The organism is Lentzea indica (assembly GCF_012184385.1).
Classification (GTDB): Bacteria; Actinomycetota; Actinomycetes; order Mycobacteriales; family Pseudonocardiaceae; genus Lentzea; species Lentzea indica.
In genome coordinates, this window is record NZ_VSRL01000031.1 from 1 (window position 1) to 24,093 (window position 24,093).

At 69.0% G+C, this 24,093-nt stretch carries 19 protein-coding genes and 1 pseudogene; 4 read left to right on the forward strand and 16 right to left on the reverse strand.

Translation table 11 applies throughout. The annotated features are described in order from the left end of the window. Positions 1 to 180: 180 nt before the first annotated feature. From FXN61_RS11425 to FXN61_RS11435, 3 genes and pseudogenes are all read right to left on the reverse strand, one after another. Positions 181 to 1,029 carry an expansin EXLX1 family cellulose-binding protein gene (locus FXN61_RS11425; protein ID WP_312877659.1) on the reverse strand — a complete coding sequence of 283 codons (849 nt, stop codon included), beginning with the start codon at positions 1,027 to 1,029 and terminating at the stop codon, positions 181 to 183. Next, positions 987 to 1,325: pseudogene (locus FXN61_RS56245) on the reverse strand (GrpB family protein); the annotation flags it as partial. The gene FXN61_RS11425 and the pseudogene FXN61_RS56245, both read right to left, overlap by 43 nt. A 33-nt stretch (positions 1,326 to 1,358) precedes the next feature. Continuing rightward, on the reverse strand, positions 1,359 to 3,377 hold the full coding sequence (locus tag FXN61_RS11435; protein ID WP_246291301.1) for a cellulose binding domain-containing protein: 2,019 nt from the start codon (positions 3,375 to 3,377) through the stop codon (positions 1,359 to 1,361). 277 nt (positions 3,378 to 3,654) lie between these two features. Between FXN61_RS11435 and FXN61_RS11440 the strand changes: the two genes are divergently transcribed. The 4 genes from FXN61_RS11440 (at position 3,655) to FXN61_RS11455 (ending at position 11,113) form a co-directional block, all read left to right on the forward strand. Further along, complete coding sequence (locus tag FXN61_RS11440; RefSeq protein ID WP_167973029.1) at positions 3,655 to 5,136, forward strand: alpha/beta hydrolase; 1,482 nt, start codon at positions 3,655 to 3,657, stop codon at positions 5,134 to 5,136. An 85-nt stretch (positions 5,137 to 5,221) separates the two neighbouring features. Beyond that, on the forward strand, positions 5,222 to 6,967 hold the full coding sequence (locus FXN61_RS11445) for an RNA polymerase sigma factor (RefSeq protein WP_167973031.1): 1,746 nt from the start codon (positions 5,222 to 5,224) through the stop codon (positions 6,965 to 6,967). A 5-nt stretch (positions 6,968 to 6,972) separates the two neighbouring features. Next, positions 6,973 to 7,554: a hypothetical protein gene (locus FXN61_RS11450; RefSeq protein ID WP_167973033.1), complete on the forward strand. Its 582-nt coding sequence runs from the start codon at positions 6,973 to 6,975 to the stop codon at positions 7,552 to 7,554. Positions 7,555 to 7,699: 145 nt separating this feature from the next. Next, positions 7,700 to 11,113, forward strand: a complete 3,414-nt coding sequence (locus FXN61_RS11455) for a hypothetical protein (protein ID WP_167973035.1) — start codon at positions 7,700 to 7,702, stop codon at positions 11,111 to 11,113. Between the two features lie 107 nt (positions 11,114 to 11,220). Here FXN61_RS11455 and FXN61_RS11460 read toward each other — a convergent pair whose 3' ends face one another. The 13 genes from FXN61_RS11460 to FXN61_RS51910 all read right to left on the reverse strand — a co-directional run bounded on the left by FXN61_RS11460 (position 11,221) and on the right by FXN61_RS51910 (position 24,028). Beyond that, positions 11,221 to 13,146, reverse strand: a complete 1,926-nt coding sequence (locus FXN61_RS11460) for a primary-amine oxidase (RefSeq protein WP_167973037.1) — start codon at positions 13,144 to 13,146, stop codon at positions 11,221 to 11,223. A 28-nt stretch (positions 13,147 to 13,174) separates the two neighbouring features. After that, positions 13,175 to 14,629 carry an APC family permease gene (locus tag FXN61_RS11465; RefSeq protein WP_167973039.1) on the reverse strand — a complete coding sequence of 485 codons (1,455 nt, stop codon included), beginning with the start codon at positions 14,627 to 14,629 and terminating at the stop codon, positions 13,175 to 13,177. 190 nt (positions 14,630 to 14,819) lie between these two features. Further along, positions 14,820 to 15,215: a carboxymuconolactone decarboxylase family protein gene (locus FXN61_RS11470; protein ID WP_167973041.1), complete on the reverse strand. Its 396-nt coding sequence runs from the start codon at positions 15,213 to 15,215 to the stop codon at positions 14,820 to 14,822. Next, on the reverse strand, positions 15,212 to 15,535 hold the full coding sequence (locus tag FXN61_RS11475; protein WP_167973044.1) for an NIPSNAP family protein: 324 nt from the start codon (positions 15,533 to 15,535) through the stop codon (positions 15,212 to 15,214). Before FXN61_RS11475 ends, FXN61_RS11470 begins: the two co-directional genes overlap by 4 nt. Then, on the reverse strand, positions 15,532 to 17,160 hold the full coding sequence (locus tag FXN61_RS11480; protein WP_312877660.1) for a bifunctional 3-(3-hydroxy-phenyl)propionate/3-hydroxycinnamic acid hydroxylase: 1,629 nt from the start codon (positions 17,158 to 17,160) through the stop codon (positions 15,532 to 15,534). The genes FXN61_RS11475 and FXN61_RS11480 overlap by 4 nt, the downstream gene beginning before the upstream one ends. Beyond that, positions 17,157 to 18,005 (reverse strand): alpha/beta fold hydrolase, encoded by an 849-nt coding sequence (locus FXN61_RS11485; RefSeq protein ID WP_167973046.1) that lies wholly within the window; start codon positions 18,003 to 18,005, stop codon positions 17,157 to 17,159. Before FXN61_RS11485 ends, FXN61_RS11480 begins: the two co-directional genes overlap by 4 nt. Further along, on the reverse strand, positions 18,002 to 18,604 hold the full coding sequence (locus FXN61_RS11490; RefSeq protein WP_167973048.1) for an amino acid synthesis family protein: 603 nt from the start codon (positions 18,602 to 18,604) through the stop codon (positions 18,002 to 18,004). The genes FXN61_RS11485 and FXN61_RS11490 overlap by 4 nt, the downstream gene beginning before the upstream one ends. Positions 18,605 to 18,624: 20 nt before the next feature. Continuing rightward, on the reverse strand, positions 18,625 to 19,092 hold the full coding sequence (locus tag FXN61_RS11495) for a VOC family protein (protein ID WP_167973050.1): 468 nt from the start codon (positions 19,090 to 19,092) through the stop codon (positions 18,625 to 18,627). Between the two features lie 19 nt (positions 19,093 to 19,111). Beyond that, positions 19,112 to 20,125, reverse strand: coding sequence for a WD40/YVTN/BNR-like repeat-containing protein (locus tag FXN61_RS11500; protein ID WP_167973051.1), 1,014 nt, complete (start codon positions 20,123 to 20,125; stop codon positions 19,112 to 19,114). Positions 20,126 to 20,158: 33 nt separating this feature from the next. Then, positions 20,159 to 20,953, reverse strand: coding sequence for an SDR family NAD(P)-dependent oxidoreductase (locus FXN61_RS11505; RefSeq protein ID WP_167973053.1), 795 nt, complete (start codon positions 20,951 to 20,953; stop codon positions 20,159 to 20,161). Then, positions 20,950 to 22,479, reverse strand: a complete 1,530-nt coding sequence (locus FXN61_RS11510) for an aldehyde dehydrogenase family protein (protein WP_167973056.1) — start codon at positions 22,477 to 22,479, stop codon at positions 20,950 to 20,952. The genes FXN61_RS11505 and FXN61_RS11510 overlap by 4 nt, the downstream gene beginning before the upstream one ends. Then, a complete protein-coding gene (locus FXN61_RS55240; RefSeq protein ID WP_312877661.1) occupies positions 22,476 to 23,162 on the reverse strand; it encodes a thiamine pyrophosphate-dependent enzyme in 687 nt (228 codons plus the stop codon). The genes FXN61_RS11510 and FXN61_RS55240 overlap by 4 nt, the downstream gene beginning before the upstream one ends. Next, positions 23,078 to 24,028, reverse strand: coding sequence for a thiamine pyrophosphate-binding protein (locus FXN61_RS51910; protein WP_312877662.1), 951 nt, complete (start codon positions 24,026 to 24,028; stop codon positions 23,078 to 23,080). Before FXN61_RS51910 ends, FXN61_RS55240 begins: the two co-directional genes overlap by 85 nt. Positions 24,029 to 24,093 lie beyond the last annotated feature (65 nt).

Consider the following 24,093-nt stretch of genomic DNA (forward strand, 5'->3'; position numbering starts at 1 on the left):
GGCATCGCCGGTGCCGCGGTCGTCGAGGACCTGACGCTGTCGATCCCCGGCTCGGTCACCCGCTTCGCCGACCTCCACCCGGTCGACGACCCCGAGGTCACCGAGAAGCTGACCGTGGTCATCGAGGGTCTGGCCGCCCGCGCCACCGCCACCGTCTGATCTGGCGCACGGGCGTGCGGTTCAGTGCGCCGCGAACTGCACGCTCGTGCCCTGGACGACATCGGCCTTGACCGGCAAGGCGTTCACGACCAGGCGCTGCCCGTGGATGTCGGTGATCGCGATGGCCCCTCCGCACCCGGCACCGTTCTCGGAGAGGAAGTAGTTGTAGTCGGTGCGCTTGAGCTCCCGCCACTGCCCACCGGCCTGAACCTCCAGCCGTGCCACCGGATTGCGGTGGTCGATGACCTGGATCCCGCACCAGTACTGGCTCGACCCGGTCTTGTAGCGAACGGAGATGTTCTTCTGCAGCGCCGGGCTCACCAGCGTCCACGTGATCGGGATCTCGCCTTGGACGGGTGGCGCCAGCTGCGCGAACGCCTCCGCGCTCAGGTCCAGCTGCCCGACCCGGCACGGCGCGGGGCAGAGGTTGGTGATCCGCACCGTCAGGCTCTTGCCGTTCGCCGTCCGCACCAGCACGTAGGCGCCGCACGCCTTGGAGTCCTCGTAGTCCGCCCAGTTCATCGCGGCGGTCAACGGATCAGGGCCGGGGTCGTAGGAGCACGCGCCGCCGCCGTTGGAGTCGTAGAACGTCGCGACACCGGTGTGGGGCTCGCCCGGCTTGATCCGTCCTGCCAGCGGCGTGCCGGCCGCGACCGGCGCGGGAGCCGGTGGAGCGGACGAAGACGTCGAGGGTGGAGCGGAAGTGGTGGTGGTCGTGTCCGGGACCGAGGTGGGCTCGGCAACGGCGCCAGAGGACGGAGTAGCTCCGGCCGCGGGGACGGCTTCACCCGCGATGCTCGTCCGGTTGCTCAGCGCGACGGCGCCCGTCACACCCGCGACGGCCACCAGCAAAGCGACCGCTGCGGCCACGGACCATCGTCTGGACAACGTGAACCCCTTTGGGAGAAAGGAAAGCCGATCGCGGCGGCCGTGATCGTGTCAACTACTGACGCGTAAGGCAAGCCCATCCACTGTGGAGGCTGAGCTGATCGAGCGGCCTCAGCCGGATGGCTCCGCAGGTAGTCCCGCAGGGTCCGCTGATTGCGCGTCGGCCAGCTTTCCACCGTGACGACGTGCAGGATGTGCGTTCGAATCCCGTCGCGTGCGCGCACGTACAACAGGCGATCGGTCATTCCGTTGTTGTGCCGGACAAAGCCGATTCCAGTGAGAAGGCTCTCACACTCTCGATGCCCGACATGTCACCCCGTGTGGCAGAGCGTTCCGTTGAGCGTGAAGGCCGTCGGCGGAATGTTGGGCCCTGTGTAGTTGCCGACGAACCCGGCACCGACCGTGGCGTTCGGGTCGATGCGGCTGGAACCGGTGACGGTGACCGTGCTGCCGGTCTGGATCCACGTCGCGTTCCAGCCCGACGCCACCTGCTGCCGGCCGGTGGGCCAGCTGAACGTCAGCGTCCAGTCGGCGAGAGTCTGAGTGCCGGTGTTGGTGATGTCCACGGCGCCGACGAACCCGCTGCTCCAGTCGTTCACGTTGGTCAGGCGAACCGTGCAGGTGCTCTGGGCTGGACTGACGGTGGTGAGGGTGAGCGGTGGAGACGCCCACGAAACGGCGCCCGCGGCGTCCCTCGCCAGCACGTTGACGGTGTATCTGTTGCCGGGGTTCAGGTTTCCGACGGTGAACGAGGTGCCGGACGTCTCGCCCCACTGCTCGCTGGTCGTGCCGAGCTGACGATGGACCTCGTACTTCACGACACCGGGCACGGACGGCCAGGTGATCGTCGCCGTGCGATCGGTGACCGCACCAGCGGCCGGCTGGCCTGGCGCGGCAGGAAGCTGTGCCGGATCGGACGGACGCAGGACGAGCGTCGTGAGCGAGAACGGCGGCAGCGTCCGGCTGGTCGCGCTGCCGTCCGTCGAGGTCGAGATGCCGGTCGCGCCGTTGGCGAACGTGTGCACGGTCGGCGCACCAGAGGAAGGTGCGTAACCGGCGTAGTCGATGGCGACCGTGCGTGAGTTGTCCGGGTCGGTGTTGAGCAGCAACACGGCGAGGTCACCGTTCGGTCGCCGCGCCGCGTGTGCCCGGATCGACGGATCGCCGGAGCCGGCGCGGATGAGCTGATCGCCGGGACGGGTGAAGAGGTTCAGCATCTTCAGCGCGTGGTACGGCGCGAACGGCGTGTTCAACGGCGGCTCGCAGACGCCGTCCGACAGGCACGTGCCGCTGGAGAGCAGGCCGAAGTCGTCGTAGTCCGGCTGACCGGCCACAGTGGACGCTTTGCCGGGGCCGTTGTGGGTGTTCCACCAGTCGACGGTGAACACGCCGTTCTCCAGCAACGAGGTGTAGGCCTCTGCCGCGAACAGCGCGCCGGGCTGGGTGTTGCGGCCGTACGTGGTGTTCAGCTCGGTCATGGCGATCCCGATGCGGTCCGCGTCCTGGCCGGCGTACCGGGTGATCTGCTGGCGCAGCAGGTACGTCATGTCGGAGACCTGGTCCGCGCTCGCCAACGTGTCGGCCGTCGTCGACCCGCTGGGATACCAGTGCACGATGACGAAGTCCACGTGCGGGCCCGCGATCGACAGCACCGTCTGGTTCCAGCTCGCGGCGTCACCGGCAGCGACGATCGCGTCCGGCCAGTTCGCGGGCGTGGTGAGCACGGCGCCGATCTTGATGGTGGGGTCGACCGCCTTCATCGCCTTGGCGTAGGCCACGGTTTCCCTGGCATATCCGGCGGGACTCTTGTCGGGGTGGTCGTCCGCTTCCCACTTGCTGCCGTAGTGACCGTTGCCGTAAAGCTCGTTGCCGATCTCCCAGTACTTCACGCCGTACCCCTTGGTGAGGTTGGCGTAACGCACCCAGTCAGCGGCCTCCTGCGGCGTGCCGGTGCCGTAGTTCGCGATGATGATCGGCTGCGCCTGTGCGCGGCGCACGCCGCCCATGAAGGTGTCGAAGTCCGTGTTCGGTGCCACGTAACCGCCGGGGGCCGTGTGGTCCTTCCAGTGGTAGATGTCGCCGTACGACCCGCCGGGGTAACGCATCATCCGCACGCCCGCGTCGCCGAGCAGGTCGGCCACCTCGTCCGTGCCGAGCTGGCTGTCCCAGATCGCGTGGTTCACGCCGAGCGCGGTGTCCGGCACGGTGGTCAGCCCCGCTTTCGCGTTCACCACGACGGTGGCGTCCGGTGCGCCGGCCGCGGTGGTCGCCACCGCGGGCAGACAGGCCGCGACGAGCGCGGACACCAGGAGGAGCCGGCGGCTTGCCATGCGCATCACGTCCTCGTCGACGTTTCTGGGAGCGCTCCCAGAGTCCTGGTTCGGCCGGCGGCGGTCAAGACGGCGTTCGGAGTCTTCGGCCGGGGCGGAGATCGGGTGTTCTTCGAAATCGGGTACTTGAGTGGCCTCGTCCGGCGGTAGTTTGTTGGTGCCGAACGGCTTTCGGGCCTTTGGTTTCGCCGCATCCGTGGGCCCACGCAGCAGCCGATCATCTGACGGAGGACGTGTGTTCAGGCGTTTCTTGGTTTCGACGCTGGTCTCGGCAGTCGTGTTTTCGACGCTCACCGGCACCGGCGCGGCGGCGGGCCAGCCCCACGCCCCTGCCCTCTCCTGGAGCCCGTGCGAGGAGGGGCAGCCGGGTGAGTGCGCCACCGTGCAGGTGCCAGTCGACTGGAACAAGCCGAAGGGCGAGAAGCTCGGCGTGGTCATCGGCCGGTTGAAGGCCGCAGAGCCGGAACGCCGGATCGGCATGCTGTTCGTCGCCCCTGGCGGTCCGGGAGGGTCCGGGATCGACGCGTACGTCCTGGGCCAGAACCGGATCAACTCGGGTGAACTGCGCAAGCGGTTCGACATCGTCACCTGGGACCAGCGCGGCGTCGGTCGCAGCAACGAGGTCAAGTGCAGCGCCGAGCTGCTCGGCCAGTGGCCGGCGAACTACCCGTCCAGCGAGCAGGAGTACCAGGACCTGCTGGCGTACAACGCCAAGCTCGGCGCCGACTGCCGCAAGCACACCGGCCCGGTGTTCGACCACGTGGACACCAAGAGCGCGGTGCGCGATCTGGACGCCATCCGCGCCGCGCTCGGTGAGAAGAAGATCAGCTTCTACGGTGCCTCCTACGGCTCGCAGGTGGGGCAGCAGTACGCCGAGCTGTTCCCGGCCCGCCTGCGGGCCATGACGATCGACTCCAACATGGACCACAGCCTCACCTCGCCCGGCCGGTACATCGCGACGGCCACCGAGGACCTGGAGGGCTCGTTCAACGCCTTCGCGGACTGGTGCGCCCGCACAGCGAACTGCCCGCTGCACGGACAGGACGTGCGCGCCCTCTGGGACGGTCTGCACGCGAAAGCGGAGGCGGGCACGCTGATCGATCCGGACAGCGGGCGACCGGTGTCCGCGGAGAGGCTGCGCGGTGAGCTGTTCGGGGCGATGTACTCGCCGTCGTCGAGCTGGTACCGCATCGCGACCCGGCTGCGCTCGCTCGCGGGAGGCGCACCGGCGCCCCTGGCGACCACGACTGCCGGCGAGGACGAGCTGATGGGCAACTCCTACCAGGCGATCTGGTGCCAGGACTGGAAATGGCGGGTCGACGGGTATCGCGACCTGCGGGCGTACCGCGACCAGGCCGCCGCGGTCGCCCCGCACACGAAGCTCAGCCCGTTCTGGAGCGACGTCACGTCCTGCCTGGGCTGGCCGGCCAGGGTGAACAATCCGCAGCACCGGCTGTCGATCAGGAACACACCCACGATCCTGATCGTGAAGTCCGCCGCCGATGTCGCGACGCCGGAGGCGTGGAACTTCGCGGTGGCCAGGCAGATCAGGAACTCCGTGCTGCTGAGCTACGACGGCATCGGTCACGGCCAGTACTTCCGCAGCACCTGCGCGCAGGGCCACATCGACAAGTACCTGATCGACGTCGTCACACCAGCGCCCCACACCCACTGCGCCGCGGTCTACCCGACGGAGCCGCCGGCCGCCCTCGACGCGGCGCTTGGCGCGGCGCCACGCCCCGTGCACGTGGTCGGCTGAACCTCCGGCCACGATTTCTGTTATCGGGGCGCCTCTGGTCCGTCTCCTGTGTGCAGGCAGGATGACGGGCGAGGAGTGAACAGCGGTGAACGCACAACCGGGGACTGCGACGGTGGTCGCGGCACAGGCAGGCGACCAGCGCGCGTTGGACGAGCTGGTGGCGGGCTATCTGCCGCTCGTCTACAACATCGTGGGACGAGCGCTGGCCGGGCACAGCGACATCGACGACGTCGTGCAGGAGACGATGCTGCGGGTCGTGCACGGGCTCGGTGCGCTGCGTGATCCCGGCAGCTTCCGCTCGTGGCTCGTGGCGATCACGATGCGGCAGGTGCGTGATCGCGGACGCCTGGTCGCGCGAGCCGACGACCGTGAGCTCGCGGAGGTCGCGGATCCCGGTGCCGACTTCGTCGACCTGACCTTGTTGCGGCTGGAGCTCTCGGGACAGCGGCGCGAGGTCGCCGAAGCGACGCGCTGGGTCGACAGCGACGACCGCGAGCTGCTGTCCCTGTGGTGGCTGGAGGCTTCCGGTGAACTGAGCAGGGCCGAGCTCGCGGCGGCCATGGGCATCACGACCCAGCACGCCGCCGTGCGCGTTCAGCGGTCCAAGGCGACGCTCGCCGCGGGACGGGCCGTCGTGCGGGTGCTGCGGATGGAACCGCGTTGTCCCGAACTGGTTGTCGTCGTGCGCAACTGGGACGGCGTGCCGACCGCGCTCTGGCGCAAGCGGATCGCCCAGCACACCAGGGTCTGCGGGCGCTGTGAGGTCGTGTGGCAGGAGCAGGTGCCCGCGGAACGGCTGCTCGCCGGGCTGGCGCTGGTGCCGGTGCCGGTCGCGTTGCTGCCGCAGGTGCTCGGTGGCTCCGGTGGCTCCGGCGCAGTGCGGTGGTGGAAGGGCCTGTTCTCGAAACCGGTCGCCGCGGCCGTCGCGACGGTCGTCGCCGTCACGGCGGGCACCGTCGTGTACACCTCGACCCCGGACGCCTCGCCCCAACCGGCAGCGCAAACCGGTGAGATCACGCCCACAACGACGACCTCGACCACAACGACGACGGTGGCGCCGTCATCCACTGACACCGCAACAACAACAGCAACAACCACGCCCAAGACGACACCGGCCGCGCCCGCTGGACCCCGGTACGGCAGCGTGGTCGACACCGTGGACTCCGCACCAGACAAGCTGACCCCGCCGAAGAAACTGCCGGTGCGGCCGGCCGGTGAGATCACGGCGGCCGGCGGGCAGTACGCCGACCCGCAGAGGGGCTGGATCGGCGGACGGTACGTGATGATGCGCCGAGGTGAGCACGTCGTGCTGCGCGGACGCGGCTACTTCATGGTGCGGTACGAGATCGCGTGGTTCAACCGTCCAGGTGGGATGGTCATGCCGACCTGGACCGGCTTGCGGGGCAAGCTGTTCCACGTCGCGTCCGGCGGGACGAAGCGCATGGACGACCAGTCGCCCGGCAAGCCAGCGGGGTACTCCCCGATGGGTGAGCCGGTGCCGGGCCCGAGCGGTCCGGCGGCCGGGTACGTCCACCTGCCGGCCGGGGCGCAGCAGATGTGGCAGAACGAGTTCTTCTACCTCGACGGCGAAGTCGCGCTCTACAACAACGAGCGCGGCGCGGACTACAACATCACCGCCACGCCGAAGACGTGGGACGAGGTGACCGCCGACATCACCGCGCCACCGGCCGGCGTCACCGGCGGGAAGGGCGGGATCCGCTACGGGCTGGTGCGCGACACCGGCGACGACGGTGCGCCGGTGCCTCAGTACGTCACCCGCGAGAAGCCTGCCGACCCCGCCACGGTTCCGCAGCAGTCGGCGGTGAGCTGAGCCCGGTGTTCCCCCTGAAGGGAGCCTTCACCGGGTTTTCGGGCCTCACTTCAGTTGTCCGTTGTCTGCTCGCGGCAGGTTCCGGCCATGAATTGCCCGTTGGCGCCTGCTCACCACCGGTGCTCGCTACGGTGACGGTCATGACCAACGTTGCGGACATGGAACGAAGTCGCGCAATTGTCGGTGACGCATTGCTGCAACTGTGCAAGCCGATCCGAAAGGAACGTCGACGGCAGTCGCTGAGGCGACTGACCGGCCGCTCCTACTTCTTCGTCGAACTGCCGTCAAAGGAGCCGGAACGGGTGCACTTCGCCGGTACGGGAATCAAACCGCTGTGGGAGACCGCCGAATCCGAGGAAGAGGATCTCGATTCATTGCACCCGCGTATGGTGACCCGCCGGTACACCATCGGAAAGATGTGGTGCCTCGGCCACCAGGACGCGACCCGTGTGCCGATTTTCCTCATCGTCGACCAGGATGCCAACGCATGGCTGGTGGCCCCGGATCGAAAAAAGTATCCGGCAACGCCCACCGGCTGGCGCAGGTTGGTGACGGCGGTCGAGCCCTCATATCTGAAACACCACTAGCGCTTCATCGCGCCGGCGGAGAGCGGGGCCCACCGGGCAGGCCGAAAGCAATGACAGGTGTTCGTCATCGTTTGGGGCAGTGACAACTCCCCGCCACGAGAGCGATCATGTGACCACGCGTTCGTATCGTGCAGGGGGGCCGCCGATGCAACAGGGAAGCCTGCTCACCTTGGTGCGGGAGTTCATGGAGAGGCCGGAGCACCACGGTGTGCCGACCACCCGGCGTACACCGGTGCTGGTGTTCACCGGCCCCAAGGGCTCTGGCAAGACCGCGCTGCTCGACGAGGTCGAGTCGCGGCTGACCGGCAACGTTCCGCACGCCGGCATCGACTGCGCGACGTTGAAGGCCAACGCCGCGTGGGAGGTGCTCGCGAGCCTCACCTTCGAGCTCAACCGCACGGCCGCGGGATACGGGACGGTTCCGTTCCCGCGGTTCGTGACCGCTCAGGTCGCGATCGCCCAGGACTTCACCGGTCTGACCCGTGGCAAGAAGCACGAGCAGCTGGAAAGAGCGCTGGAGGAGACGCACAACGTCGACAAGCTGCGCGAGATCATCGGCGTGATGGCCGAGCAGGCCGCCCAGTTCGTGCCGGTGATCGGCCCGGCCGCGCGGTACGCGCCGGAGCTGGTGCTGGCCGGGCTCAAGGCGAACGGGTGGAGCCGGCAGTTCGTGCTGGGCACCGGACTCGCCCACTACGGCTCGGACAAGACCGTCGCGTACGACGAGCTGGTCAGGATCAACCAGCTCACCAGGAACGACGCGAGGGAGGAACAGCGCCAGGCCGCGACCGAGGTGCTGTGGGGCGCGTTCCTCGCCGACCTGCGCGCGGCGTTCGGCTCCGGTGGCCGCAAGCGGAGGTGGTCGCTGAACTGCGTGCTGCTGCTGGACAACATCGACGCGGATCAGGGCCGGATCCTCTACCGGGCGCTCACCGACGTCCGGCGCAAGGCCGAGCCGGATCCGCTGACCGTGATCGCGACCAGCGGTGGCGCTCTGCCCCGGCACCTGGATCCGAAAGAACGCATTCCGTTCGCCGAGGAGGCGAGCTACGCGAGCTACCTGGAGGAGCGGCAGGGCGAGTACCGCTCCGACTCGTACCCGGTGCGGCTGCGGGACCTGACCCTCGACGAGGTCGCAGGGATGCTGGACGACGTCGCGCCGCAGTGGATGGACGAGCGGCGCACGTTCGCGTCCTGGATCTACCGGATGACGCTCGGCCACCCCGCGGCGACGGCCGTGCTCGTCAAGGCGCTCAGCGACCGGGTCAGCAGGCCGGGTTCGCTGCGGGAACTGTTGTCCGACGAGTTCCCCGGCTCGGTGGACAAGGACGAGCAGATCACCGTCCGGCAACGGCTGCGCCGCAAGTTCCTCGGCGACAAGCCCGGCGAGGAGTTGCTGACGCGCTTGCGGGCATGCGCGGCGGCCCGTGACATCGACCAGGCCGAGCTGTTGCGGGACAGCGGGTTGATCGTCTCGCCCGCCGACAACGCGGCGCTGGTGCCGGCGGAGCTCCAGGTCGTGGAGGCAGGCAAGAAGGTCATGCTGCCCGCGTTCCGTCACCTGATGCTCGCCGAGCTGGCCGAGGAGCGCGAACGCTGGCTCGCGGTGCACAGCTGGTTGCGGAACAAGGGGACGGACCGGCAGTATCACGCGCTCGCCGCGCGGGATGTCCAGGCGGTGGTGGCTCGGCTCGAGCACGGGCTGTCCGATGCGAAGACCTGGCTGGAGTCGTTGCACTCCATCACCGAGGCGCCCAACGACCTGAGGCTCGACCACGACGACGCCGAACCGGACCGCGTGCTCGCCGCCGCCGCCGGGTGGCAGCCCTCGGACAGCCGGAGCCGGACGCTCGCCAGGATCGTCGCGGCGTTGTGGATCGCACGGGATCCGCTGACCACGACCAGGCGCAAGGATCTGTACCGCAGTGCCGCGTTCGACCTGCGCATGCTCGCGCAGGACCCTGGGGCAGCTCGCAACGACCTGCGGCACGAGGCCGACGCGCTGGACCAGCGGGCGGAGACCGTCGACGATATGCCGGAGACCGCGGCCCGCACCTCGGCAGGCCGCACTTCGTCTGGCCGCGCCGCACCTCGTCCTTCGATGATGCCCCCGGTGTCCACAATGGAACGGCGCAGGCGTGGGCAAGCCAAGGTCGTCGCGGTGGTGGCCGCGGCCGCGGTACTGGCGGTCGCCGGGTTCGTCGTCGTACCGCAGCTGTGGAAGTGCGGCGACGAGGTGTACAAGCGCGACGGGGAATGCGTCGGCATCGCGCACAGCTCGTACGTCTTCGACGACCGGCTCGGCGACGCGCAGCGCAAGATCTACGCCGAGAACGACAAGATCAAGGCTGAGCCGCACGTCACGGTCGCGATGATGACCCCGATGACGCCGTTGCCACAGGACGCGGGCAGCGTGACCTGGGAACGGGTGCGTGCGCAGCTGGAGGGTGCGCACGTCGCGCAGCTCGCCGCGAACCGGCCGGGAAGGCTGCCCAAGGTGCGGCTGGTCCTGGCGAACCCCGGCAGCACGCAGCAGGGATGGCGGGAGGTCGTCGACCAGCTCACCAGCACGGTGAACGACCTCGTGGGGGTGGTCGGCATCGGGCTCAGCACGATGCCGACCCAGGAAGCGGCGAAGGCTCTCGCCGCGGCCGACATCCCCATGGTGGCCTCGGTCGTGACCGCCACCGACATCAACGTCGACGAGCAGGACGGAAAATCTGGTTACATCAAGGGTTTCACCCGTGTGAACACGACGAGCGCCGACCAGATCGAAGTGCTGTCGGCGTTCCTCACCGGATCCGGCGTCGGCACGGCGATGCTGGTGTACGACACGAACGACCAGGACCTCTACACCTCGACGCTGTACCGGGAGTTCAAGCAAGCGGCCACCGACCGGCGCGGTCCGCAGATCACGGTGCAGAGCCCGTTCGACACCGAGGCGGCACTGGACACCCAGTTCAACGAGATCACCAAGGACCTGTGCGCCGACGGCGCACCCACCACGATCCTCTATGCCGGCCGCGCGGTCCTGCTCGACGACCTGATCCGCAACCTGCGTGACCGAGGCTGCGCGCTGGACCGGCAGATCACCCTGGTGACCGGCTCCGACGCCTCGATGTTGCGGTCCCGCAACGACCTGCGACCCAAGGAGGACGACGCGAAGCTCGCGATCGTCTACACCCCGCACTTCGATCCGGACGCGATGCGCGAAGACCTGGGATTCGTGGCCATCGGCAAGGAGTTCGACCGGCTCGGGTTCCGCCGGGAGGACCTGGACGACGGCTGGGGCATCATGATGCACGACGCGATGCTCGCCACCACGGAGTCGATCAGCCAGGCGGCCAGCGGGCTCGGTGCCGGCGCCACGGTGACACGCAAGGACGTCCGGGCCGCACTGTCGCGGCTGGACCGCAAGAAGAACGCGGTGAACGGCGCAGGAGGCACGTTCGGGATCAACGCCACGACGGGCAACTCCACCGGTCGCCGGCTGCCGGTGATCGAGGTGGACGCGGAGGGCTCGTTCATCGTCAGGAAGATCATTGATCTGCCCGGTTGACATGTGACTTCCAGCTGAAGGTCAAGTCCCAGCACGCTCCCGTGATGCGCAATCGCCGCGTGGTCGTGCTGGGTCTCGATCTTCTCAAGCTCGTGAGTCGTGACCCGTCACGTGTCGCCGGGATGGCAGTGCGACGCGGTGCCGTGACCGGGTGGCGGCACGTCCAGCGACGGGTTCCGGTCGAAGAACCCGGCAGGTTTGAGCGAGAACCCGACGTACTCGCACGGCATGATCGGCCAGTCTTCCGGCCGTGGCAGGTGCGAGGTGCCGAAGGTGTGCCAGAGAACGACGTCGGTGTTGACGAGGTCGCGTTCCTGGCGCACCCACTCGCCGATGCCGTCGCCGGGGTGCTGGTTCGGGTAGTCGCCCGCCGCGTGCAGCTCCTTCGGGTCGTACCGGGTGACCCAGAGGTGGTGGCGCGCGAACTCGGCTCGTTTCGCGAGATCGCTCTCCGGCGCGGCGAGCAGGGTCGGGCCGACGAACGGCACGAGCTTGTAGCCGACGGGGGCGCCGAAGCGGTTGACCACGTTGGGGTTGACCACCTTCCACGTCCTGGCGGCCAACGGGTCGCACGCGCGGCGGGCGTCCCGTTCGTTGGTGATCTCGGTCTTGCGGGCCACGATGGCGTTGCCGTGTTCGTTGCCCGGACCCATGGGCAGGCCCACGGCGTCGACCTCGAGCACGGTGTTGGCAGGTCCGTCGATCTCCAGGTCCAGACGCATGTTGAACATGTGCTGGTGGTTCGGCGCGTCGAGCTGGGGCGCGACGAGCGTGCCGAACTCGGGTGTCGTGCCGGGCGCGACGGCACGCGTCTGGACGATGCCGGTCAGCTTGCTCTCGAACTGGATGGTGCCGTCGAGGTAGAAGTACCAGAAGAAGCCGTACTCGTAGTTGCCGATGGTGTGGATGGCGGAGACGACGAAGCGACGGGACCGGCGGACCTCCGGGGAGGAGGCATACCGGAAGTTCCAGTGCTTCCAGAGGATTCCGTAGTCCTCCTCGTGCATGCAGATCGCGTTGGTGATCGTCTGCGGTGTGCCGGACTCGTCGGAGAGCACGGCGTCGAGGTAGCGGATCTCCCCGAGGCAGTCGCAGCCGAGCGCGAGCGAGCCGACGGTCTTGCCGAGGTTGTACTCGCCCGCGTCGAAGACGTTGCGGAAGTAGAAGTCGTCGCTGGTGTCGCCGTAGGGAACGACCATCTCGCTGATCGCGGCGCGGTGCAGGACCGAACGGCGCCGCTCACCGTCCAGATAGGACACGTCGCTGACCACGAGCCCTTCGACGGCGTCGACGTGCACGTGCAGGCGCCAGCGCTGCCACTCGATCACGTTGCCGCTGACGGTGAACGACGGTCCTTCCGGCTGGGTGATCTCCAACGGGCGCAGGCCGGTGCGCAACGGGCGGACGCTGCCGACGTCGTAGTTGCCGCTCTCGGGCGGCAGGGGGATCGGCGCGCCCTCCTGGATCGCGGCGACCGACTTCTCGTTGCAGTCGATGATGAACACCAGGTTGCCCACCGGTCGCGCGTAACCGTTGTCCTCGGGGAACTCGCGAACGTAGGCGCTGGCCCGCATGATCCGCCGCAGCGGGGACACCCCGTCCACCGGCAGCGTGCCGGTGGACCACGGGTCGATCTGCAGCAGGTCCAGGTCGTGCACGCCGTGCCGGGCGAGTGCCGCGACGGCAGCAGGGTCCTTCCTGACGATGTCCTCGAGCTCCATGATCTCCTCGATCATGATGCCCGGCTGCACGCCGGCGATGTGCTGCCAGCGGGTGATCTCACCCGTGGCCAGGTCGACCACGGCCTCGTAGGTGGCGGCGTCCGCGCGGTCGTAGACGACGAGGAACGCCGCTCGCGCGACCGGCGCGCCCGGTGTCCAGTCCCGCACGACCTGCTTCGCGGGCAGATCCGTTCGCACTACGGGAAATCGTGCGTCGGTCAGTTCGCTGCGATGCGTGCGCACGGCGGCCACCGCGGCGGTGATCTCGTCAGGGGTGAGCGGGTCGTACGGGTGCCTGAGTTGTGGGCTCACTGACGTCCTCGGGTGTGGGAAGTGGCGGTCAGACGGGGTGCGGTTCGTCCTCGGTCACGGGCGCCGGGCGGCGTGATGTCACGACCAGCGCCCAGATCACCCCGGCGGCGATCCAGGCGCCGAGCGCCCACGGCACGGTGTCCAGCGGGCTCGCGGCCTTGTAGACGACACCGAAGACGGCGCCCCCGGCGACCAGCACACCGGCGGTGGCGGCCACGACGAGCTTGGTGCGGTTCACGTCGTGCCACAAGCCGCGGGCACCCGCGACGCACATGGTGAGGTACATCAGGGCCAGGCCGGCACCGGCGAACCCGGCCATCCACCCGAACATCGGAGCCCACTGCGGTTGCAGCACGCCGGGCTGGGCGGTCTCGCGGGAGAACACGCCGTCGGTCAGGGCCACCAGCGCGATCGCGGCCACGGACACTGCCGCGAGCAGTGCCGCCGCGACGACCGGTGTGCGGAAGCGGGGGTGCGTCGCCGCGAGTGCGACGGGCAGGCGTCCCGCCCTGGCCATGGAGAGCAGCCCTCTGGTCGCGGCGACGCAGACGCCGATGGCCACCGCGGCGACGTCGAGAATGATGATCACGAACACGAGGTGGCCGAACCACGCCGAGCCGAACTCGGGGCCGGAGGCGAGTGCCTGCAACGGGAACAGGCTGGTCTTCCACGCCTCCGCGTTCAGGCCGAAACCGACGGCCTGGGAGTAGGAGGTGAGGATGAAGTAGACGCCGACGATCGTGAGAGACCACAGCACGGCACGGGGTACGTGGCGCTTCGGGTCGTCGGTCTCCTCCGCGAGGTTCGCGGCGGACTCGAAACCGATGTACATGTTGAAGCTGTAGAGCACGCCGTAGAGCAGGCTGAGCCCGTCGATCGCGAACGGGTTGAACGGTGCCGCCGACAGGCTGGTGCCGCCCTGCCCTCCCTTCGCGATGACGTACACCGCGAAGATCGCCACGACCGCCGCGGAGACCAGCACGAGGGCCAGCTGCGCCTTCACCGACACCTGGACCCCGACGACGACGGCGGCCATGACGAGCACGAGAAAGCCCAGCGCGAGCACCCACCAGGCGATGTTCACGCCGAACGCGCCGCGCAGGAACTCCTCGGTCTGCCCGCCGAGAACCAGGAACGTCGCCGCGGCCAGTACGGCCATCGCGCCGTAGTACAGCCATCCGGCCACGATGCCGGCGCGCGGGCCGAAAGCGTCGCAGATGTACTCGTACAGCGAGCCGCACAGGTGGATTCGCTTGGCGTACTGGGCGATCACCCAGCCGGCGCCGAAGATCCCGATGCCGGCGATGACGATCGCGACGGGGGTGGCGATGCCGGCGCCACGACCGGTGGCAGACAGGCCGACGACCAGTGGCAGCAGCGTGGCGACCGAGAACACCGGGCCCATGAACCCGACGGACTGGGCGAGAACGCCGGACATGGTGACCTTGGCGCGTCCTAACGAAGCACTGGGATTATCGCTCATCTCGGCTCCCGTTGGGTGTGAGAGGGCGCCGGATGAAGTTCCGGCTGTACGATATCCGAACATGGCGTACGTTTAATGAACAGATCCTGACGGCCGGTCTGCGCGATGTCAACACTTCGCGCGGCGTCGGGCAATGCTGAACATCCACATAGGACAGAGTTGATCTCGCTGTCACAGAACGGAAACGGCCTCAGCCACCGGACTGCGACGGTTCGAGCCGCGGAGCGTCGACCACCTCGCGCCAGGCGTCGAACCCGTGCTGGAAGGCGACCACGCCTGCTTCCGGCAGCGCGATCTCGATGGCTTCGAGGATTTCCTGTGGTGTCACACCGATGTCGAGTGCGACGCGGATGTGGCTCTTGATGTGCGCCTTGTCCGCGCGCAGCACGGTGAGACTGAGGATGAAGAGAAGCTCTTTGACGTCGCGGCCGAGCGAGCGCTGGGCCAGGTACGCCGCACCGACGAGAGCGTCGGCCGCCTGCAACACCGGCAGGTCGTTGGCGGCCATGACTTTGTGGTAGTCGAGCACATAACCGCGACGGGCGACCATGTCGTCGAGATAGCGTTGCGCGGGCGTTTCGCTCATGGTGGCGTGGGACTTCCTGTGCGTGCGGCGGGCAGGAGAATGCGGCTGGCCTGGCTGACCAGAAAGCTCCGCACCTTGGTGCGGAACACGGCGAAGTCCGGGTCCTTCGCCAGCCGTGCACGCCGGCTCGCCCTGTCTGCGAAGTCGGCGTACTGCCAGTGGTAGACGAGGGTGTTCAGCTCACCGATCTCGACCGTGTACACGCCCAGCGGCTCACCGAGATGACGGATCTGCGGCTCCCTGCCGGTGCGGTGCCACTGGTCGAGGTACTGCGGCGTGCCGCCTGGCACCAGAACGTAGTTGCGCTCTTCGACGATCACGGCACCCTGCTTCCGGTGAACCGGCCCGCGAGCAGGGCCAGCGCGTCACCGAGCTCCTCCGCACTCGTCATGGCCGCCACGTAGCGATCCGGCCGGACCAGCACGACGTTGCCGCTGCGGGCCTGGAACCAGGCGCGCAGTTCGTTGTGGACGTCCTCGACGACGACGGTTCCGCTGTCGGCACAGGGCTTGTCGTGGTGACGCCGGCCTGCCCGCGACTCCACGACCTTGACGACGCGCGGCCGGAACCGTGCCACCACGGCCAGTTCCGCGGCGTCGAGCGCGGCCAGCGGGTCGCATTCGAACCCGATCACGGCGAACCACGGACCGAGGACGTCGTCGAGCCGCCGGCAGGTGCCGTCGGCGGTCTCCACCACGGGCTGGGCCATCATGCGGCCGACGGCGGGGCGGCGGGTGCCTGGCCTTTCCCTGGTGACGAAGCCGTCCTGGTAGTGCGGCACCGGCTTGAACCGCATCTCCAGCGTCCACCTCTTGATCGGCGGAGCCGCGGACGCGCCCCGGATGAACCAGTCACGCGCTCGTGCCACGGATCTCCGCGTGGGACTGATGACCCGGCCGAGCGTCGTGGACAGATCGATCATGGCTTGGGCGTGGGGGCGGCGTTCGCGGTCGTAGGTCTCCAGCAACGATCCGTCGGCGCCGTCCTGGACGATGGCGGCGAGCTTCCAGCACAGGTTCGTGACGTCACGGATGCCGGTGTTCATGCCTTGCCCCGCCCACGGCGGCATCAGGTGCGCGGCGTCGCCGGCCAGTGCCACGCGGCCTTCGACGAAGCGTGCGGCGATGCGGGAGTGATGCGTGTACACCCGCGCCCGGATCACCTCGACGACACCGGGATCGGGCACGTGGTGGCGCAGCAGGTCGTTGACCCGTTCCGGAGTGAGCATCTCGTCCGCGTCCTCGCCGGGAAAGAGCATGAACTCCCAGCGGCGGTGGTCGTCGGGCAGATGCGCGCACACGTACGGGCGACGTGGATCGCAGTGCAGCGCGGTGTACGGCGCGTCGAGGGGATCGTGGGCGCAGTCGATGACGACCCACTTGCGGGGATGTGTCCTGCCTTCCAGCGCGATGCCGAGCTGGGTCCGGATCGGGCTGCGGCCACCGTCCGCCGCGATCACGTGGCCGGCCCGCACCTCGTGCTGCTCGCCGGTCGCGGTCACCAGGCGGAGGGTGACGCCGTCCGCGTCCTGACGCAGTTCGCGCAGCTCGGTGCCGAGCATCACCTGCACGTGCGGAAAGCGGGCGAGGCCACGGCGCAGGACGGCCTCGGCGCGCGGCTGCATGAAGATGTTGCGCTTGTACCAGCCGTAGTCCTGTGCCGTGGGGCGGATGTCGGCGAGGCAGCGTCCGCCGCCGTCGAAGAGCTTCAGCGGCACGTTCTGGATGGTGCCTCGAAGGATCTCGTCCACGAGTTCGGCGGTCTGGAAGGTGCGCAGGCTTTCGTCGTCGACGCCCGCCGCCCGCGGATAGTCGATGACCTCGGTTTCCCTGTCGATGACCAGGGTCGTGACGCCGTAGACGCCGAGCAGGTTGGCCGCGGTGACGCCGATCGGGCCGGCGCCGACGATCGCGACCGGCACCCAGGCCGGTGGGGTGCCGCTCACCGCGTGATTCCGGTGAGGAAGTCGGCGACGTGCTCGATGAACTCCGCGGGGTTGTCGTCGTGTGCGTAGTGGCCCGCGTCATCGATCTCGGCCCACCGCAGCAGCGGCTGGACTTTCGCCATGCGCATGCACGTGTCCACTGGGAGGAAGTCCGAGCGGGCGCCCCGCAGGATGAGGGTCGGGCAGCGCAACGCGTCGATGCAGGCCCACAGGTCGACAGCCCCGCCGGGATCGGCGCTGCGCCGTGCCTCGGCGATCCCCGCCATGTCGGACTTCCACTTCCACCCGCCGTCGGCGTCCGGACGCACGGTGTGCGCGATGCGGGAGGCGAGCGCGTCCTCGGTGATGTCCGGACGGATCTGGCGCCAGTAGGCGCGCACCGCGTCGAGCGAGGAGAAGCGGTCCGGGGTGGCCGCCAGTTCCCGCAGGATCCGGTCGGCGCCCGCGGTTCCGGTGGACGAGCCCGGCCCGATGTCCTCGACGACCAGCGCCTCGACCTGATCGGAATGTCGTGCGGCATAGGCATAGCCGACGGTGCCGCCCATGGAGTGGCCGACGATGCTGAACGAAGTGAGCCCGAGGTGCGCGACCAGGCCCTCGACGTCGCTGACGTACGCGTCGGCGAAGTAGTCGCGTTCCGGGTCCCACGCGCTGCCGCCGCGGCCCCGGAAATCAAGGGCGATGACGCGGTGCGTGCGGGACAACGCTTGCGCGACCGGCTCCCACGTCTGGGCGTAGCTGCGCAGTCCGTGCATGAGAAGGACGGCGGACGCGTTCTCGTCACCCCACGCCAGATAGTGGTGGACCAGGCCGTTGATGGGTACCAGGTGGCTCGACGGCGTCATCGCAGCCCGTCCACGCCTTGCACCTCGTCCGCGGTCAGGCCACCGAGACGGGCGTGCAGCCTGCCCCGGGAGGCGAAGGCGAACGCGATGACGACCTCGTCCGGCCGAGGCGCATCACCGAAGCCGGCCGAGATCGTGTCGTAGTGCGACCGGACGTACAGCGCGTCCTTGTGCGCCAGAGGAATGTCGATGGTCGTACCAGCAGCGGCGACCTTGCCGCTGGACGGCACCCACGACTTACCACCGCCGACGGCGTCGCGCACCGGATCGGCGAACAGCTGCGTGAGGAACGCGTTGCCGTGCTCGTACTCGCCGCTGACGCCGACGACACAGGCCTTGCCGTAGCTGGAGATCGGCACTCCGCCTGCCGCCGCGACCGCCCGGCGGCCGAACTCGTGGCCCAGTTCGTCGGACTTGGCCACGATGTCGCTCAGGTCCTCGCTGAACCTGCCCGCGTACGGGTTGTGGACCGCGGCCGCGATGACGATGCGGCGCACCGCAGGCCCGTCGGAGTGCTGCCCGGTCTCGTTGGCCAGCACGTCCTCGACGTGGGTGAACCACTTGCGGACGTGGTACGGCCCGAAGTTCGCTTCTGGCATGGGTTTCGGCTCCTCGGAGGTCACGTGTAGAGCGGGTCGAGCACCACGGGCTCGCTGGGCGCGTTGTGCTCGCCCAGGACGCGCTGTCCTTCTTCGTCGTCGGTGATGGTCTCGACGAAGAACTCGAACCGGTTGCCGTCCGGGTCCTCGAAGTAGAGCCCGAAACCCACCTTGTGGTCGGTCGTCTTGACGACCTTGACGCCCTTGGACAGCAACATGCCGTAGAGCCGCCGCAGGTCGTCGAGATCGCCCTCGACCTCCAGGCCGTAGTGCTGCAGGCCGAGCCCGCCCTGCTGCGCACCCTCCTCCGCGCGGATCAGCGCGATGTCGTGATGCTTGCGGCCGAACGAGAGGAACACCCACGCGGCGCCGCGAGCGGTGATCTTCATGTCGAGCACGTCCGCGAACCACTGCGCGGACGCTTCGGGGTCGCGCACGAACAGCGACACGTGGGTGCGGACGATCACGGGGGTGACCCTGGATGTCATGGTGGTGCTCCTGTTCTGGTCAGTGCTGCGCGGCGGGTGGGGCGGCGGCCACGGCCGGCGTCCACGCCACGTCGGTGATCTCGGGGAACTCCCGCCACTCCTTGGTGAAGCTGCGGCCACCGTCGGTGGAACGGAACAGATGGCCGTACTTGGTGCCGGCGAACACGAGGTCCGCGTCGCTGGAGTGGGTGCCGAACGCCCAGACGGTCGAGTTGGGCGGGACGTCCACAGTGGACTCGGTCCAGGTCCGCGCGAGGTCGTCGGAGCGGAAGATCCTGGTCTGCGTGCCCGGTGTGCCGTCACCGATGCCGAGCAGCACGGAGTTGGAGTCGGGGATGCGGGCGACGAGCCGGGTGTAGTAGATGCCCCAGGTCGACTTCGTTCCGGTGCGGGTCCACGTCGCCCCGTCGTCCTGGCTGACGAAGATCGCGTTGACCACCAGGCAGACGATGGTCTTGGGCGGTCCGTCGAGCACCAGCACGCAGTGGATGTCCGAGGGAGTGACGCCGTCAGGGCCGTCGACGCGGTCCCAGGTGTCGCCGCGGTCGCGGGTGAGCCACAGGCCGCCCTCCTCGACGCCGAACCAGGCGGACTTGCCGTCCACGTGGTCGTAGGCGACGGTGAGGATGCGGGGCTTGCTCACCCCGGCACAGCGTTCCGGCAGTTCGGGGGAGAGCCGGTCCCAGGTGACGCCGCCGTCGGTGGTGCGGTACATGGCCGCGCGGGACGGTGCGCCGGTGCCGACGAGGATGCTGTCGGGGTCGTGGGGGTCGATCGCGATCGACCAGACCTGCTGGTCGTCGAACGGCGAGTTCACGCGTGACCAGCGGGTGCCGCCGTCGTCACTGCGGCCCAGCCCCGCGTCGGCGCCCGCGAAGATCACCTCGGGCCGGGTGGGGTGCACCGCCAGCGCGCGCACCACGGAGTCGAACTCGAGGTCCTGGTCGAGCGGGATGCGGTGCCACGTCGCGCCGTTGTCGTTGCTGCGCAACACTCCCTGTCCCGCCGTGCCGACCAGAATGGTTCCTTGCATCGGGAGTTCTCCTTGGTTGCCAGAGAGGATGTCTCAGAGGAAGATGCCGCGGGTCAGTCCGCCGTCGATGCCGATCGACTCGCCGGTGATGCCGCCGGAGCCCGGAGCCGCGAGGAAGCAGACGGCGTCGGCGACCTCGTCGGCGGTGAGCACCCGGCGAATCGGCGTGCGGTTGACGAAGTTCTGCTCGACCTGCTCGGGCGTGATGCCTTCGGCGGCGGCGTTCTTGGCGTACAGCTCGTGGATGTGCTCGGTCTCCACGACACCGGGGTGCAGGGTGTTGATCGTGATGCCGTCCGGGCCGAGCTGGTCGGACAACGCCTTGGTCATGTGCACGATCGCGAGGTTGCGCATGCCGGACAACGCGTGGCTGGACCGGCCGGTCAGGCCGCCGATGTTCACGACGCGGCCGTAGCGGTGTGCCCGCATGATCGGCGCGACCGCCTTGACGCAGCGGAAGTACCCGACCACCTTGGTGTTCAGGTCGGCGAGCAGCGCGTCCGGGTCGGCACTCGCGATGTCGTTGCGCACGAGTCCCGCCGGGGCTGCGGCGCCGTTGACGAGGATCGCCACCTGGCCGACCTCGCCGGCCGCTTCGGCAAGCGCCAGCACGGAGTCCATGTCGGTGGTGTCGGCGGCGACGGGCACGACCCGCCCGCCGAGCTCGTCGGTGATCTCCTTCGCCGCCAGTTCCAGCACGGGCATCCGCCGCGCCGCGATGACGACCGCCGCACCTCGGCGCACGAGGGCGCGCGTGACGGCCTTGCCGATGCCCAGCCCGCCACCGGTCACGATCGCGACCTGGCCGGTGAGATCTTGTTCTGTCACGTCAGGTTCACCCACACGCTCTTGGTCTCGGTGTACTGCTCCAGCACGCCGCGGCCCATCTCGCGGCCCCAGCCCGACTGCTTGTAGCCGCCGAACGGCGACGCGGGATCGGTCATGTTGAAGCAGTTGATCCAGACCGTGCCCGCCTTGATCGCGGCGGCAACGCGATGGGCCTGGGTGAGGTTGTTCGTCCACAGACCCGCGGCCAGCCCGTAGGGGGAGTCGTTGGCCTTGTCGACCAGGTCGTCGATCTCGGTCCACCGCATCGCGACGAGCACCGGCCCGAAGATCTCTTCCTGCACCACTCTCATGGCGTGGGTCGTCTCCGCGAGCACGGTCGGTTCGAGGAAGTAGCCGTTCGCGTTCTCCTCGCCGAGCCCGCCGGGCCGTGACCCTCCTGTGGCGAGGAAGGCACCCTGATCCAGGCCGGACTCCACATAGGACCGCACGGTGGCGAGCTGCCTGGCCGACACCAGCGGCCCCATCTGAGTGGCCGGATCCTGGCCCGGCCCGACGACGATGCGGCGCGCGTGGTCCACGAGCGCCGACATCACGTCGTCGTAGATGTCGGAGTGCACGTACAGCCGGGATCCAGCCGTACACGTCTGTCCCTGGTTGAAGAAGATGCCGTCCGAGGCCGCGGCGGCGACCGCGACCGGATCGGCGTCGGGGAACACGATGTGCGGCGACTTGCCACCCAGTTCCAGCGAGACCTTCTTCATGTTGCCCAGTGCGGCCCTGGTGACCGCGCGCCCGGTCTCGGTCGAGCCGGTGAAGGCGACCTTGTCGACACCGGGATGGGCGGCGATCGCCGCGCCGACGACGCTGCCGGCACCGGTGACGACGTTGACCACGCCCGGAGGGAAACCGGCCTGCTCGACCAGTTCGGCGAGCCGCAGCGTGGACAGCGAAGTCTCTTCGGCCGGCTTGAGCACGACCGCGTTGCCCATCGCCAGTGCTGGCGCCAGTTTCCACGCCGCCATCGACATCGGGAAGTTCCACGGCACGATCGCGCCCACCACGCCGATCGGCTCGTGCACCGTGTAGTTCAGGATCCGCAGCCCGTTGCGCGGCGACAGCGGAATGGTCGCGCCCTCGAACTTGCTCGGCCAGCCCGCGAAGTAGCGGAACAGCTTCGCGGTGGTGCCGACGTCCACGGCACGGGCGACCGCGACCGGCTTGCCGTTGTCCAGCGACTCGATGAACGCGAGGTCCTCGGCGTTGGCCTCGACGAGCTCCGCGAGCCGGTGCAGCAGTTCTCCGCGCTGCAACGGGGTGATGTCGCGCCACGCGGGATCGGCGAGCGCCGCACGGGCCGCGGTCACGGCCGCGTCGACGTCGGCGGGCGTGCCACTGGCCAGTGTGGACAGTGGGCGGCCGGTGGCGGGGTTGGTGGACTCGAGCGTCTGACCCGACTCGCTGGGCCGCCAGCGGCCACCGATGTACAGGCCGTGCTCGCGGGCCAGGAACGAGGCGACGCCGAAAGGCGTTGGCGCGGGCAGGAAAGTTGTGTCCGAAGTGGTCATAGCGCCATCTCGATGAGGTGGGGGCCGTCGGAGGCGACGGCGTCGGTCAGTGCCTTGCGCAGGTCCGCGACGGTGACGGCACGGACGGCGGGCACGCCGAACCCGGCCGCCAGCGCCACCCAGTCCACGCGGGGGTCGGCCAGGCTGGTCAGTGCTTCCGCCTGTGAGCCGAACTCGGCGTTGCCGTGCCGGCCGAGCTCGGTGCGCAACACGTTGTAGGTGTGGTTGGCGGCGATGAGGACGATCACGTTCGTCCGTTCGCGGCTCATCGACCACAACGCCTGCGCGGTGTAGAGGCCGCTGCCGTCGGACTGCAACGCGATGACCGGCCGGTGTGGAGCGGCGATGGCTGCGCCGAGCGCGCACGGCAACCCTTGCCCGATGGCGCCGCCGGTGTTGGTCATCACCGTGTGCGGTACGGCGGACCCGGACTCGGTGTAGAACGGGTAGCCGCTCGTGCCGCCCTCGATGGACACGATGGCGTCGTCCGGCAGGCAGGCCGAGACCACGCGGCCGACGACGCGGCCGGTCAGCGTTTCGCTGTCGTCGGGTGGTGCCGCGCCCGGTGCGGTGGGGGCGGCGGGGGTGACGGCGCCGATCAGGTCGGCCAGCTCGAGCAGGGCTTCCTCGGCGTCCTCGATCGGGCCTGCCAGGCGGACCAGCGTGCCCGGTTCGGTGAGCACGCTCGGGACGCCTTCGTAGCCGAAGTACGCGACCGGGTCCTCCGCGCCCGCGACGACCACCACGTCGGCCTCCCGCAGCACGCCGCCGCCGTCTCGGGGAAGTAGGGCAGCCGGTCGATGGCGGGCAGGCCACCGCCGCGCTCGACGCGGGCGGGAAACGTCTCGCAGTACAGGGTGGAGCCGGTGTCCGCGGCGATCATCCCGGCGGCCCGCTGACCGCTGCGGGTCAAGGCGTTGCCGCCCAGCAGAAGCACGGATCGCCTGGCGGCGCGGAGTCGTGCCGCGACGTCCTTGATCTGGTCGCTGTCGACGGCTGGACGGCGGGTCGGCAACCCCGGGCTGGTGAGGGTCCGCGCCGCGTGGGCCTGTTGGTGGTCGGCGGGCACGATCAGGGTCGAGACGCCCCGTCTGCGATGGGCCTCACGGACCGCGCCGCTGGTCGCGTCCGAGAGGCCCGCACGGTCGCTGACGTGGTGCACGGTGCCCACCGTTGCCGCGAGCGCGGCGATGTCCGAGGTCAGCGGGGCGTCGTAGGGCAGGTGCCAGCTGGCGTGATCGCCGACGACGTTGACCAGCGGGGTGTTCGCCCGCCGCGCGTTGTGCAGGTTCGCCAAGCCGTTGGCCAGCCCGGGTCCCAGGTGCAGCAACGTCATCGCAGCGCGCTCCGCGATGCGCGCGTAGCCGTCAGCGGCACCGGTGCACACGTTTTCGTGGAGCCCGAGCACGGCTCGTACGCCCCGCACCCGGTCCAGTGCGGCGACCAGCGGCATCTCGGTCGTACCCGGATTGGCGAAGCACACACGCACACCCGACCGCACTGCGGCGAGCACGAGCGACTCGGCGCCGGTGATGACGTCTTCAGCCACGGCTGTCTCCAGGTGAGTACGATAATCGCACAACATGTTCGCTTATCGCCCAGGGTAGACGGTGT

Bases quoted from the DNA above. Each gene is read 5' to 3' on its own strand.
- FXN61_RS11435 (WP_246291301.1), bottom strand. From the start codon at position 3,377: ATGGCAAGCCGCCGGCTCCTCCTGGTGTCCGCGCTCGTCGCGGCCTGT.
- FXN61_RS11455 (WP_167973035.1), top strand. From the start codon at position 7,700: ATGCAACAGGGAAGCCTGCTCACCTTGGTGCGGGAGTTCATGGAGAGG.
- FXN61_RS11465 (WP_167973039.1), bottom strand. From the start codon at position 14,629: ATGAGCGATAATCCCAGTGCTTCGTTAGGACGCGCCAAGGTCACCATG.
- FXN61_RS11470 (WP_167973041.1), bottom strand. From the start codon at position 15,215: ATGAGCGAAACGCCCGCGCAACGCTATCTCGACGACATGGTCGCCCGT.
- FXN61_RS11485 (WP_167973046.1), bottom strand. From the start codon at position 18,005: ATGACGCCGTCGAGCCACCTGGTACCCATCAACGGCCTGGTCCACCAC.
- FXN61_RS11490 (WP_167973048.1), bottom strand. From the start codon at position 18,604: ATGCCAGAAGCGAACTTCGGGCCGTACCACGTCCGCAAGTGGTTCACC.
- FXN61_RS11495 (WP_167973050.1), bottom strand. From the start codon at position 19,092: ATGACATCCAGGGTCACCCCCGTGATCGTCCGCACCCACGTGTCGCTG.
- FXN61_RS11500 (WP_167973051.1), bottom strand. From the start codon at position 20,125: ATGCAAGGAACCATTCTGGTCGGCACGGCGGGACAGGGAGTGTTGCGC.
- FXN61_RS11510 (WP_167973056.1), bottom strand. From the start codon at position 22,479: ATGACCACTTCGGACACAACTTTCCTGCCCGCGCCAACGCCTTTCGGC.